The sequence below is a fragment of the Streptomyces sp. NPDC001732 genome, assembly GCF_053596315.1.
In genome coordinates this window covers 173,334-186,122 of the sequence record NZ_JBSFFY010000003.1, presented here as the reverse complement: position 1 = coordinate 186,122, position 12,789 = coordinate 173,334, and the positions used below count along the sequence as shown (strand labels likewise).

Genomic DNA, 12,789 nt, shown 5'->3' with positions numbered 1-12,789 from the left:
GTGGTTCGGTCCATCAGGTGAGGCGCGTCCGAATTCCATCGCGCCTCACCCGGATGGACGCTGCAACCTCCCGGTCCGCGGCGGCCTGCTGCCACGGGCACGGTGATTCGGCGGCGCCTGCCCGCCACGGCGGTGCGCGCACCGCCGTCGCGTTAGGCCGATCGGGTGATATGTGCGGGTGGGGCCGCCCCGGGAATCCGGGGCCACCGGCACCGTGCGACCGCCGCTGCCGCCCCGCCCGGCCGCCGTGTCCCGGCACATATGATCGACGGGCCCCAAGCCGACCTCGTCCTGCCGCGCCACCGGAGGTGCCCCCATCGGTTCCGTACGCATCCGGCTGCCCGAACAGCGCGGCGAACTGCTGGCCCGGCACGAGGGCGGCGCGGACCTCCACCATCTGGTGTGGCGCCTCGGACCGGGGTGGCGGGTGTGCTCCAGCGCGGTGCTCGGCGGCGGCATCGGCCCGCGCGAGTGGATCCTCAATGCCCAGGTGCCCGGTGGTTACCCGCGCCTGGACCCCGACCGGCACCTCGCGGAGATCGCCGCCGCGGAACGCCTCACCGGTCCCGGCGCGGGACTGATGACCGCCGCCGACGTCACCGCGTACACGCGCGCGAGCGACGGGGACGTGACGGCGACCGCCACCTGCGGCCTCGGCGTACGCGGCTGGGCGGCGGCGCCGGCGGAGGGCACACCGGGGCCGCCGCCCCCGGGCACGGTCAACATCGTCGTCACCCTCCCCGTGCCGCTCTCCGACGCCGCACTCGTCAACGCGGTCGCCACGGCCACCGAGGCCAAGGTCCAGGCACTCCTGGACGCGGGTCTCGACTGCTCGGGCACCCCCACCGACGCCGTGTGCGTCGCGGCGCCCGCCCCGGGGCCCCATGACGCCGAACCCTTCGCGGGGCCGCGTTCCCGCTGGGGCGCGCGACTCGCCAGGGCCGTGCACGCTGCCGTCCTCGACGGGGCACTGCGGCAATCCTGAGTACCACGGCGCCGCGCCCCGAGCCAGGGGCGCGGCCGACGAAGGGAGCCCCCCCGCATGACCCCAAGCGCTGCCGACACCGCCCGGGAGCGGCCGGTCGTCGCCGTTCTCGGCACCGGAATCATGGGCTCGGGCATGGCCCGGAGCCTGCTGCGGGCCGGACTCGACGTCCACGCCTGGAACCGTACGCACGCCAGGGCGGCCCCGCTCGCGGCCGACGGCGCCACGGTCGCGGAGACGGCCGAACAGGCCGTGCGCGGCGCCGACGTCGTCCTCACCATGCTCAACGACGGGCCCTCCGTGGCCGCCGCGCTCGACGCCGCGGCCGGGGGACTGCGCCCCGGTCAGGTGCTGCTCCAGAGCACGACGGTCGGGCCCGACGCCACCGCCGATCTCGCCCGGCGCACGGCGGAGCTGGGACCGGTCTATCTCGATGCGCCGGTCTCCGGTACGAAACAGCCCGCGGAACAAGGCGCGTTGACGGTCTTCGTCGCGGGCCCCGCCACCGTCCGCGAGAGGGTGGAACCCGTGCTGGACGCGATCGGACGGCGCACGGTCTGGGTCGACGAGACTCCGGGTGCGGCCTCGCGGCTCAAACTCGTGGTCAACACCTGGGTGATCACCATGGTCAACAATGTCGCCGAGTGCCTCAACCTCGCCGAGGGTCTGGGCGTCGACCCGCGGACGTTCCTCGACGTCATGAAGGGCGGCCCGCTGGACTCCGGCTATCTGCAGGGGAAGTCCGCCGCGGTCCTCTCCGGCGATCTCACCCCGAGTTTCGCCCTGTCCACCGCGCTCAAGGACACCCGGCTCATCCTGGACGCGGCACGGGCGGCGGGGGTGCGACTGGACCTGGTCGAGGCGTCGGCCGAACGTTTCGCGCGCGCCGAGGCGGCGGGACACGGCGGCGAGGACATGATCGCCACGTACTACGCGGGCCGTGCCCCGGACGGGCCCGTCGGCTGAATCCCGCGAACTGGACCCCGTGGACCGGCCCGCCCGTGCCGGCGGCCGGGGCAGGGGCTGGGGCCGGGATCGTCTGTGGCCCGAGCGGCTCCGGCCGGTCGGCGGGGTCATTCCTCGACGAACATCCCGCTGCGGAGCTTCCGGAGGATCCGGCTGATCAGCCGGGACACGTGCATCTGGGAGATGCCCAGCTCCTCGCCGATCCGGGCCTGTGTCATCTCCTGGCCGAAACGCAGGTCGATGATGCGCCGCTCGCGGCTGTCGAGACAGCCGAGGAGCGGCGCGAGCGCGTGCAGGTTCTCGACCGTCTCCAGGGCGGGGTCCGGCCCGCCGAGGACATCGGCGAAGGTGCGCCCCTGCCGGTCGGGCCGCCCCGGACCCGACGGGTCGGCCGGCACGTCCAGCGAGCCCGCCGCGTAGCCGTTGGCCGCCACGATGCCCTCGGTGACCTCGTCCTCGCTCAGCCCGAGCTGCTCGGCGAGCTCCGGGACGGTGGGCTCGCGGTCGAGCTCGGTGGTCAGCGACTCCTTGGTCCTGGCGATGTCCACCCGCAGCTCCTGCAGCCGGCGCGGGACGTGCACCGCCCAGGTGGTGTCGCGGAAGAATCGTTTGATCTCCCCGGTGATGTACGGGATCGAGAAGGAGGTGAACTCGACCTCGCGGGAGAGGTCGAACCGGTCGATGGCCTTGATCAGCCCGATGGTGCCGACCTGGACGATGTCCTCCATGTCGTCGCCCCGGCCGCGGAACCGGCCCGCGGCGAACCGGACGAGGGAGAGGTTCATCTCGATGAGGGTGTTCCGTGCGTACTGGTGGGCGGGGGTCCCCTCCTCCAGGGACCGGAGCCGGTCGAAGAACAGCCTGGACAGCTCGCGCGCGTCGGACGGGGCGACCTTCCCCGCGTCCTCGATCCATGGCAGTCCACCGATGTCCCCGCCCGGCTCCGGGGCACCCCTGCCGGGTTCCGTTCCGGCCGGTGCGTCGTCCGGCACCGGCCGTGCGCGGTCCGTGCTCCCGGCCCGCTCCGCACCGGCGGTCCGCGCAGTGTGCGCCGTCATCTCGTCACGCTCCCCTGGTCGAAGGCCATGAGGTGTAAGCGCCTGCCCCCGGAGGAAGATCCCATGCGGGGAAGCGGGAAGTCGATCGGGTCGCGCGGCGGCAATGGCCGGGAATCGTCGTGATGCCCCGTCACGTCCGTGCGAGGGGACGGCGGGACGGCGGACCGCCCCACCGGTACGGGGGAGCCCGGTGGGGCGGTCTTCACCAGACTGCCACAGCAGTCGGCGCAATGGGGACCGATCGGCGTATATCCAACGGTAGTTGGGTCGAAATCGATGGTGTCGCGATTTCCGGATTCCGGACGTCCGGCCGTGGGGTCGGCGGTTCTCGTGTTGCCCGACGGGTCGTCAGGAAGTGGTGGGAGCAGGCCGGGAGGGGCGTTCCCAGAGGTTCTCCAGATGCGTGTGGATGACCTCCCGCGCCTCCTGCGGTGTGAGGTGGCCGATGAGGACGTGCGCGGTGAGACCGTCCACGAGGGCGAGGAGCGTGCGGGCCTCGACGAGCGGGTCGACCGGCGCGACGCCATCGGTGTTCCCGGCGGCTTCGGTGTCCCTGGCGGCCTCGGCATCCTCGGCGGCCTCCGAGACGAGGCGGGCGAACATCCCTTGCAGGGCCGCGTAGTTGGCCCGGAGCGTCTCGGCGAGCGACTCGCTGACGGCCGCCTGTGCGAGGAAGGCGAGCCAGACCCTGGCCTCGGCGCGGTGTTCCTTCCCGAGCAGTGAGATCTCGGTGGCCGCGTGCCCCAGGGCGGTGCGGGCCGACTGGGCGGGGCTCCTGAAGAGGCGGGCGCGCACTCGTTCGTCGACCCGCTCGCCGATGTGTCCGAGCGTGAACACGAGCATCTCCTCCTTGGTGCGGAAGCACCGCTGGACGGCGCCCATCGACACCTGTGCGCGGGCGGCGACGTCGCGAAGGGTCACGCCCTCCAGGCCGTGTTCGTCGGCGAGGCGGCAGACCGCCTCGGCGATGAGGTGACGCCGTCCCGCGTGATCCACCTGCTTGGGCATGTCCGACCGCCCTCCGTCCGTGTCTCCCGGTGATCTCCGACCGGGGCCGATGTCCGTTCCGGGACCGATGCCTGTTCCGGGACCGGCCCCTCCCCGGGGCCGATCTCCGTCCGGGGCCGAGTCCTTGTCCGGGCGCAGTTTATTCGATGCGGTCGCATCGGTTCCGGGGTACTGTTCCGATGCGGGCGCATCGGAACGTGTGCCGGAGGAGACCGCGCGCCGCGCAGGCGTGCGCCGGAGAGGAAGGAACCGCTGTGCGGGACCCCCTGTGGAAGATGTCCGCCACCGAGCAGGCGGAGGCGGTGCGCACCGCCGAGGTATCGGCCGTAGAACTGATCGACAGCCACCTGGAGCGCATCGCCGAGGTGAACCCGCGGGTGAACGCGGTCACCCAACTCCTGGCGGAGCGCGCCCGGGAGGCCGCGGCGCGGACGGACCGGCGGCGGGCCGCGGGCGAGGCGCTGGGACCGCTCGCGGGCGTGCCGTTCACGGTGAAGGAGAGCACCCCGGTCGAGGGCGTGCCGACCACGTTCGGCACGGAGCGGTTCCGCGATCTGGTCGCCCCGGCCGACGCGCCCCCGGTGGCGCGGTTGCGCGCGGCCGGGGCCGTCCCCATCGGGCACAGCAACATCCCGACCCTGATCCTGGCGGGGATGCACACGCGCAGCGAACTGTTCGGCGACACGGTCAACCCGTGGGACCCCGGCCGGACTCCGGGCGGCTCCAGCGGGGGCGACGCGGTGGCCGTCGCCACGGGCATGGCACCGCTGGGGCTCGGCAACGACTCCGGGGGGTCGGTGCGCGTCCCGGCCCAGTTCTGCGGCGTGGCCGGGCTGAAGCCGTCCACGGGCCGCTTCCCGGCGGACCATCGCGTCCTCGGCCCGGACGACCCCGGCCCGGCCTCCCAGCTGCTGGTCACCGACGGCCCGCTGGCCCGGAGCGTGGCCGACCTCCGGCTGGTGTACGAGGTGCTGGCCGGGACCGATCCGCGCGACCCGAGGGCCGTGCCGGTGCCCGTCCACGGCGAACCGCTCCCCGGCCCGGTGCGGGTCGCGGTGGTGGGGGACCCCGGCGGGCACGGCGTCCATCCCGCCGTGCGCGGGGCGGTCGAGGCCGCCGCGGAGGCCCTTCGCGACGCCGGGTACGACGTGTGCGAGGTGCGGGACGTGCCCCGGACGGACGAGGCGCTGGACGCGTACGGCCGGATCACGATGACCGAGTTCGCCCCGACCTGGCCGGTGGTGCGCAAGCTGCTCGGGAACGGCGGGGACCGTTACATCGCGATGGCGATGGAGCGGACGTCTCCCGCGAGCGCGGACGAGCTCATGAAGCTGATGGGCACCTGGATGAGCATCCGCCGCTCGTGGGCCGAGTTCCTCGACACGTACCCGCTGCTGCTCGGCCCCTCGTTCACCGAGCCGCCGGTCGAGCCGGGGCTGGAGTCGCGCGACAGGGCGGGCTGGGACCGGGTCGGTTCGGGCATGCGCCTGTGCACCGTGACCAGCTTCGTGGGCGTGCCCGCCGTGGCCGTGCCGACGGGCCTGGCCGACGGGCTCCCCTGCGGGGTCCAGATCGTCGGGCGCGCCTTCCGGGAGGACCTGTGCCTGGACGCGGCCCAGGCGGTCGAGGACCGGCTCGGAGTGCTCGCGCCGATCGACCCGCGTCCGGGAGGCCGGAACGGCTGACCCGGGCCTCCCGCACGGTGCACGCTGTGCGCGGGGGAGGGCGGGCGGCCCGGCACGGTCCGGGGTGGCCCCGGTTGCCGCGGTTCGACGAACAACTCCGCCCCCGGGGGGAATACCCGCACGTGCGCGGGGTTTGCTGTTGCTGGGGCGACCGGTGACCGGTCCGGTCGCCGGTACCGGGAACAGGAGAGGGAACCCATGCTCCAGGCGTACGTGTTCACCCGCAACGGCGGACCGGAGGTGGAGGCACTCGTCGAACGGGAGGTGCCGGCGCCGGGCTCCGGCGAACTGCTCGCCGGGGCGGAGCGGGCGCTGCGCTCCGTGGAGGACGGGCACGCGTTCGGCAGGACCGTGACCGGGGTGGCCCTGTGAGCCCCCGGCGCCCCGCCACCGAACCGCACCCGCTGGACAACCCGGTCCGCGCCGCGCTGACCGGCCCGCACGGCCGCTTCGCCGAGCGCCGCGGCCGTATCCTGCGCTACCCGGTGGACGTGGCCCCCTGGTTCGCGCTCCCCGAGGAACCGGAGGCCGAGGACTGGGCCGACGCCGCGGCTCTCGCCGGGCCCGGGGGCGCCATTTCCATCACCGCCTTCCGGGAGCCGCCGCCGCGGGACTGGGAGGTCGTCTTCGACGCCGAGGGCGTCCAGCTCGTCGACGCCGGGGTCGCGGCAGCCCCGTTCCCGCAGGCCGTACGGCTCGGGGCCGCCGACGTGCCCGACATGCTCGCCCTGGTCGAGCGCACCCGGCCGGGACCGTTCCTGCCCCGCACGGTCGAGCTGGGCACCTATCTCGGCGTCCGGCGCGAAGGGGTGCTCGTCGCGATGGCCGGCGAACGGCTGCGCCTGCCCGGCTGGAGCGAGATCAGCGCCGTCTGCACCGACGAGTCCGTACGCGGCCAGGGGCTCGGCACCGGCCTCGTGCACGCAGTCGCCCACGAGATCAGGCAGCGCGGCGAAACGCCGTTCCTGCACGCCGCGGCCTCCAACACCGACGCCGTCCGGCTCTACGAATCGCTGGGTTTCGTGCTCCGCCGCCGGACGTCCTTCCTCGGGGCACTCGTACCGGAACACGCCGCGGCACCCGCACCGGCCCGGCCGTCCGACCCCGGCGGGGCACGGAGCGAGGCCCCGCACGCGGCCGTGCGCTGACCCCGCATCCCACGGCCCGCCCCGCCCCCGACCCGCGCCCCACGCCGGGCGACAGGCCGCCGCCCGGCGTCCGGGGCTGTCGTCCGTCGCCCGGCACCCGACTTCCGGGCCCGGCGTCCAGGCCCCGCATCCGGCGTTCGGCCTCCAGTGCCCGCCCGGCGGCCGGTGAGGGACCTTCGGCCCGGCACGTCCGGGCCGAAGGTCCGCCGGCGCTTCGCACAAGGACCTTCGGCGGGGTCCCACGGGCCGTAAGCCTCGTGATCCGCCCCCTTCGGACCGGGTGGACTGGGACCGGACGCCGGCACGGGGCCGGCGGCGCGCGGGAGGAGTCAGCCGTGACGATCGGGCGTCGGCGCCGACATGCGACACGGGGAGCGGCGCTCCCGGGCCCCGTGGACGCGGGGGAGGCCGCCGTACGCGCGCCACGGGTCGGCAACCCGGCGCTGTTCGGCGGGCTGGCGCTCCTGACCGCCCTGGTCGTCCTCCTGGACATCAAGACCGGCGAGGACCTGCACCTCGTGCCCCTGCTGGTGGTCGTCCCCGCCCTCGTCTCCGTCTTCGGAACGATCCGGCAGACCGTGGGCGTGGCCACCTGGACCATGCTCGTCGTCGTCTGTTCGCGCCTGGTCGTCGGCGGGACGTTCTGGGACGTCGTCACCGGCGCCGCCTTCGCCGCGCTGGCCTGTTTCCTGGGTGTCGGCTCGTGCGCGCTGCGGATCCGCCACGCCACCGAGATAGCCAGGCTGCGCTCCGCCGCCGGAGCGCTCCAGCGCCAGATCCTGCGCCCGCTGCCGATCCCGACCGAGCAGATCCTCGCCCACGGCATCTACACGCCGATCGAGGAGGACGGCCTGGTCGGCGGTGACATCTACGAGGTCGTCGAGTCGCCCTACGGGACCCGGGTGATCATCGGGGACGTCCAGGGCAAGGGGCTCGCCGCGATCGGGGCGGGCTTCGCCGTGCTCGGGGCGTTCCGGGAGGCGGCCATCCGCGAGCCCGACCTGGCCGGGGTGACCGACGCCCTGGAGGACGCGGTCGCCCGGCACAACGCGTTCTCCGCCCAGACCGGCGAGGCCGAACGCTTCGTCACCGCCCTGGTGCTCGGCTTCGACGGGAGCGACCGGGCCCAGGCCGTCAACTGCGGCCATCTGCCACCCCGGCTGCTGCACGAGGGCGCGGCCCGCGCGCTGCCACTGCGCCGCACGTCCGTCCCGCTGGGCATGGCGGAACTCAGCCCCGAGGCGCGGGTCGCGGAACCGCTGGACTTCCCGCCCGGTGCCACGCTCCTGCTCTTCACCGACGGGGTCACCGAGGCCCGCGACGCGTCCGGAGCCTTCTACCCGCTGGACACCCGGCTGCCCCGCTGGGCCGGGCTGGAACCGCACGAGGTCCTGGCCGCGCTCCACGCGGACCTGGAGGCGTTCTCCGGTGGCGTACGGCGGGACGACATCGCCGCGCTCGCCCTGTGCCGGGCGACGGCCGACGAGGCGCGCCGGACCGGGGAGGCGGGGCACGGCGCCCGCCGGGCGGCCGAGGCGTTCAGCATCCGGTGACCGGGCACCGGGACCCCGGCCGCCACCACCTCCGACGTCACCGTCCTCGGTCCCGACGGCGGGGCGCCGCCGGCCGGCTTCGGCTTCCTGCCCTGCAACACGACGGTGACCTCCCCGTACTGCGGTGACCTCTCCGTACCGGGGCCCGCGCACCGAACCCGCCGAGGTGCTCGAACCCGCCCGCGCCGGATCGGTCGAGGTGCCCGTCGAGACCTACGGCCCGGACGAGGTGCCGTCGGCGTACGAGCGACTGCACCACGGCAGGACCAACGGCCGCGCGGTCGTCCTTCCCCACGGCCGAGCAGGCCCAGCCCGCCTTCCGCGGCCGGAGCGGGTCGGGCTTCCTTCCCCCGGCCGGGGCGGTCCGTCGCACCGCGCGCCGGACCACTCCGCTGCCCTCGGGACCGATGCGCGGACCGCCGCGCACGGGCGGACCGGCGGGCGGAACGCGTCGCGCCGCCGACGCCGCCCGGCCGGGCCGGCCACCGCCTTCGCCGGCCTGCTGATGCCGCGCGCCGGACGGGCCGATCGGCTCCCGTGGCGCGGCGGCGACCGCCGGGGACAGCTCTCGGCGGCCGTGCGCGCCCGGCCGGCCCCGTCGGGTCACCGCGCCGCCACCAGGGCACGCAGCGGTGTGTCCCGCAGCCGGACCACGGCGGGGGCACAGCGCCGCGCCGCGAGCGTCAGGGGCCAGGCGACGAGCGCGCCGGACACCAGCCCGATCAGTACGTCGTGCGGGTAGTGCACGCCGATCCACACCCGCGACGCGGCCATCAGCACGGCGGCCGGCACCGCGATCGCCCCGATTCTGCGGTCGGTCAGCCAGAGCGCCACGGCCGCCGCCGCCGCGACGGCCGCGTGGTTGCTGGGGAAGGACCAGTCGCCGAGCGGCGGGCACGCCTCCACCGTCACGACGTGCAGGGTCCGGCACGGCCGTTGCTCGTGGAAGAGCGATTTCACCAGGTCATTGGCCAAGAAGGCGGCCACCACGGCGAGCGGGGCGCAGAGCGCCATGGCGGTACGGGCGGGATCGGCGGAACGGGAACGCCACCAGCACACGAGCATCAGCAGGGCGAACAGGGCCAGCCCGTAGTCCGACCAGAGACGGACGGAGGAATCCAGGACGGCGGGGGAACGCCGGGCGAGATCGTCGATCCAGGTGTACAGGTCGCCGTCGATCGAGGCGGCGGTGGAGGCGAGCGGCATCAACTGCGGCCTCCCTCGACGGCACGCCGCCCGCGGGAGCGGAGCAGCTCGGTGGCGAGGGGGACGAGGGAGACCGCGACCACGGCCGCGACGAGGGGCAGCAGATAACGGTCGACGTTCGGCACCGAGGACCCCAGCGCGTAGCCCGCCAGGACCAGGCCGACCGTCCAGACCACCCCGCCGACCACTTGCCACAGGGTGAACAGCCGGGCCGGGACCTCGAGCGCCCCGGCCAGGGGGTTGAGCACCGTGCGCACGACGGGTACGAAGCGGGCCAGCACGACCGCCCGCGCGTGGCCGTATCTGCCGAGGAGCTCCTCGGCGCGGGCGGCACCCGCCCGGAGCCGCCCGGAGCGGCTGCGGGCGAGCAGGGCCCGGCCGCCGCGGCGGCCGATCCAGTAACCCGCCTGGGCACCGAGCAGGGCTCCGGCCACCGCGGCGACCAGCACCTGGGGCAACGACAGCCGGACCGGTCCGTGGGCGCTGTCCACGCAGAGCAGGCCCGCCGTGAACAGCAGGGAGTCGCCGGGCAGGAAGAAGCCGACGAGCAGCCCCGTCTCGGCGAAGAGCACGGCGGCGATGCCGAGGGCGCCGAACGCTCCGAGCAGCGATCCCGCGTCCAGCGGGTTCACCGCCTGGGGGCCGACGGCCAGTGAGAAAACGGACACGATGGGGGTCTCCCATAATGGTGAGAGGGCGGCCCGAGAGAACGCCCGGACTGACTACAGTGATGTAGACGGTCTATGTCACTGTAGACGCCCGAAGGGGGAGGAGAGTTCCCATGTCCCAGGTGAAGGGGATACCGGGCGGGGAATCCGGCCCCCGCCCGCACGGTGAACCGGCCGCCGGACCGGCCCCGGAGCACGCGGGGGACTACCCGGCGCCGCTGCCCGAGGCGCCGGAGCGGCGGCCGTCCGGCGAGCTGGAGTCGACGATCCTGGCGGCCCTGTGGGCGGCCGGGACACCCCTCACCCCCGGCCAGGTCCAGGGCGCGATCGGAGTGGAACTGGCCCGCACCACCGTCACCACGATCCTGTCGCGCCTGTACGAGAAGGGCACCGTCACCCGCGCCCGGTCGGGCCGCGGATTCGCCTACACGCCCACCGAGGACGCGCCCGGCCTGACCGCCCGCCGCATGCACAGCGAACTGAGCAAGGAGCAGGACCGCGGCACGGTCCTGGCCCGCTTCGTGTCGCAGCTCACCGACGAGGACGAGCAGCTGCTCCGGGACCTGCTCGACGGCGACGCCCGATGATCTACGCCGTGTGGGTTCCACTGCTGATGCCGTTCCTGGCGGTGCCCGCGGCGCGTCGGCTGGCGGACGCCCTGTCGCCGGTGTCCGCCGCGCGGCTGCTCGCCTCGACGGCCGCCGGACTGGCGCTGTGCGGCATGCTCGCCCTGGCCCTGCTCGTGGTGCCCGGTGCGACCCGGTTCTCCGTCGTGTCCGTCCCGGGCGAACTCGTCCGGCCGCTCTCCGACATCGCCCCCGCCGTCGCCGTTCCCCTGGCCGCCGCCGCCCTGGCGCTGCTGACCGGCTGCGCCACCGCCGTCGCCCGCGCCGCCCGCCGTCACTGGGCGGACCTGCACCGGGGCACGCGGACCGATGAGGCGGCCGGCGGCGAACTGGTCGTCCTGCGCGACAGCCGGCCCGACGCCTACGCGCTGCCGGGCCGCCCCGGGGCCCCCGGCCGGATCGTCGTCACCACGGGCATGCTGCGCGCCCTGGATCCCGCCGAACGCGACGCGCTGCTGGCACACGAACGCGCCCACCTCAAGGGCCGCCACCACCTCTTCGTCGTCGCCGCCGAAGCGGCCGCGCTCTGCCACCCGGCGTTGCGCGCCCTGCGCGCGCCCATGCGCTACGCCCTGGAACGGTGCGCCGACGAGGAGGCCGCCTCCGCCGTCGGCGACCGGCGGATCGCCGCCCGTGCCATCGGTCGGGCCGCCCTCGCCGCACACGCCACCGAAGGAGCCGCCCGCCCCCGGGCGGCCCTCGCCGCGGCGGCCGGTCCCGTACCCCGCCGCGTCGCCGCACTGCTCGGCCGAAGCGCCCCACGCCCCCGCGTCGGCCGCGCCGCGGCCGCGGCACTGCTGGCCTGCCTGATGGTTTCCGGCGCCGCCGCGCTCGACGCGACGAACGATCTGCACCACAGCATCGAGGTGGCGCAGGCAGGGAGCGCGCGGCACTGACCCACTGACCCCTGTACGCCGTCGCACGCCCTTACACGCTCCGTCGCGCTCCCTCGACGATGAACACCTGTACTGCAGAGACCCGTTCCGGCCGCGCCGCCACGCAGACAAGCGACCCCCATGGGGCAGCAGCCGATCGTCATCGAGGCCGCGGGGCACGGCATCCACGACGAGACGGAGGCGCTCCACCGCCACGAACTCGTGGCCCCGGTCGAACTCCCCGGCGGGAGCAGGGCATGGGCCCCACCGGATTCGACGTCCTCAGGCAACTCCTCACCGACGACCGGGCGTCCAAGGACCCGAACCGGCACTGGCCGGCCTGGCGGGAGGGGAAGCACCGGGACGGCTGGATCAACACCTGGGTGGGTGTGACCAGCATGTTCACCGCCTACGGCGCCGACCACCGCCGGCTGCGCAGGCTCGTCGCGCCCGCCTTCACCAAACGGCGGACGGACGAGCTGAGGCCCCGGGTCGAGGAGATCACCGCCGCGCTGCTCGACCGGATGGCCGCCGCCCCCGACGGCCGGGCCGACCTGCGGGCCGCCTTCGCCCATCCGCTGCCGGTGGCCGTCATCTGCGAACTCTTCGGCCCTCCCGAGGACCAAAGGGCCGGGAGCGCACGCCTCGTCAGCGAGATCTTCGACACCACCGCGGCCCCGGAAGCGGCCCTCGCCACCCTGCACCGGGCGCACGCGCTCCTCGCGGACCTGGTCGCCGCCGAACGCGAACGGCCCGCCGGCGACCTCACCAGCGCCCTGATCCCACCCGCGACGAGGAGGGCTCCCGCCTCACCGAGGCCGAACTCGTCGGCACCCTCCTCCTGGTCGTCTCCGCCGGCCACGAGACCACCGTCAACCTGATCGGCAACGCCGTCCACGCCCTGCTCACCCACCCCGGACAACTCGCCCGGGTGCTGGACGGCGAGTTCTCCTGGGACGACGTCGTCGAGGAGACCCTGCGCCGGTCCCCGCCGATCGCCACCCTTCCGGT

13 protein-coding genes are annotated in these 12,789 nt (G+C 74.8%); 9 read left to right on the top strand and 4 right to left on the bottom strand.

What is annotated here, in order from left to right; all coding sequences use genetic code 11:
- Window positions 1-331: 331 nt before the first annotated feature.
- Together ACWCXX_RS05825 and ACWCXX_RS05820 are read left to right on the top strand one after the other, a co-directional pair.
- Window positions 332-985 carry an adenosylcobinamide amidohydrolase gene (locus ACWCXX_RS05825; protein ID WP_451124931.1) on the top strand — a complete coding sequence of 218 codons (654 nt, stop codon included), beginning with the start codon at window positions 332-334 and terminating at the stop codon, window positions 983-985.
- Between the two features lie 57 nt (window positions 986-1,042).
- A complete protein-coding gene (locus tag ACWCXX_RS05820; RefSeq protein WP_451124692.1) occupies window positions 1,043-1,951 on the top strand; it encodes an NAD(P)-dependent oxidoreductase in 909 nt (302 codons plus the stop codon).
- A 107-nt stretch (window positions 1,952-2,058) separates the two neighbouring features.
- Here the strand turns inward: ACWCXX_RS05820 and ACWCXX_RS05815 are convergent, their stop codons facing one another.
- Window positions 2,059-3,009: an RNA polymerase sigma factor SigF gene (locus tag ACWCXX_RS05815; protein ID WP_451124690.1), complete on the bottom strand. Its 951-nt coding sequence runs from the start codon at window positions 3,007-3,009 to the stop codon at window positions 2,059-2,061.
- Window positions 3,010-3,357: 348 nt separating this feature from the next.
- Window positions 3,358-4,017, bottom strand: a complete 660-nt coding sequence (locus ACWCXX_RS05810) for a TetR/AcrR family transcriptional regulator (protein ID WP_451124688.1) — start codon at window positions 4,015-4,017, stop codon at window positions 3,358-3,360.
- Window positions 4,018-4,271: 254 nt separating this feature from the next.
- On the opposite strand from ACWCXX_RS05810, the gene ACWCXX_RS05805 reads away from it, so the two are divergent.
- The 4 genes from ACWCXX_RS05805 (at window position 4,272) to ACWCXX_RS05790 (ending at window position 8,403) form a co-directional block, all read left to right on the top strand.
- Window positions 4,272-5,702, top strand: coding sequence for an amidase (locus tag ACWCXX_RS05805; protein WP_451124686.1), 1,431 nt, complete (start codon window positions 4,272-4,274; stop codon window positions 5,700-5,702).
- A gap of 198 nt (window positions 5,703-5,900) precedes the next feature.
- Window positions 5,901-6,074 (top strand): hypothetical protein, encoded by a 174-nt coding sequence (locus ACWCXX_RS05800; RefSeq protein ID WP_451124684.1) that lies wholly within the window; start codon window positions 5,901-5,903, stop codon window positions 6,072-6,074.
- Window positions 6,071-6,850 carry a GNAT family N-acetyltransferase gene (locus ACWCXX_RS05795; protein WP_451124683.1) on the top strand — a complete coding sequence of 260 codons (780 nt, stop codon included), beginning with the start codon at window positions 6,071-6,073 and terminating at the stop codon, window positions 6,848-6,850. Before ACWCXX_RS05800 ends, ACWCXX_RS05795 begins: the two co-directional genes overlap by 4 nt.
- 335 nt (window positions 6,851-7,185) lie before the next feature.
- On the top strand, window positions 7,186-8,403 hold the full coding sequence (locus ACWCXX_RS05790) for a PP2C family protein-serine/threonine phosphatase (RefSeq protein WP_451124681.1): 1,218 nt from the start codon (window positions 7,186-7,188) through the stop codon (window positions 8,401-8,403).
- A 603-nt stretch (window positions 8,404-9,006) separates the two neighbouring features.
- Here ACWCXX_RS05790 and ACWCXX_RS05785 read toward each other — a convergent pair.
- Both ACWCXX_RS05785 and ACWCXX_RS05780 read right to left on the bottom strand, forming a co-directional pair.
- Window positions 9,007-9,609 (bottom strand): phosphatase PAP2 family protein, encoded by a 603-nt coding sequence (locus tag ACWCXX_RS05785; protein ID WP_451124679.1) that lies wholly within the window; start codon window positions 9,607-9,609, stop codon window positions 9,007-9,009.
- Window positions 9,609-10,277: a DedA family protein gene (locus ACWCXX_RS05780; protein WP_451124677.1), complete on the bottom strand. Its 669-nt coding sequence runs from the start codon at window positions 10,275-10,277 to the stop codon at window positions 9,609-9,611. The genes ACWCXX_RS05785 and ACWCXX_RS05780 overlap by 1 nt, the downstream gene beginning before the upstream one ends.
- A 113-nt stretch (window positions 10,278-10,390) precedes the next feature.
- Between ACWCXX_RS05780 and ACWCXX_RS05775 the strand changes: the two genes are divergently transcribed.
- The 3 genes from ACWCXX_RS05775 (at window position 10,391) to ACWCXX_RS05765 (ending at window position 12,659) form a co-directional block, all read left to right on the top strand.
- A complete protein-coding gene (locus ACWCXX_RS05775) occupies window positions 10,391-10,864 on the top strand; it encodes a BlaI/MecI/CopY family transcriptional regulator (RefSeq protein WP_451124675.1) in 474 nt (157 codons plus the stop codon).
- Window positions 10,861-11,799, top strand: a complete 939-nt coding sequence (locus ACWCXX_RS05770) for a M56 family metallopeptidase (RefSeq protein WP_451124673.1) — start codon at window positions 10,861-10,863, stop codon at window positions 11,797-11,799. The genes ACWCXX_RS05775 and ACWCXX_RS05770 overlap by 4 nt, the downstream gene beginning before the upstream one ends.
- Before the next feature lie 236 nt (window positions 11,800-12,035).
- Window positions 12,036-12,659: a hypothetical protein gene (locus tag ACWCXX_RS05765; RefSeq protein ID WP_451124671.1), complete on the top strand. Its 624-nt coding sequence runs from the start codon at window positions 12,036-12,038 to the stop codon at window positions 12,657-12,659.
- Window positions 12,660-12,789 lie beyond the last annotated feature (130 nt).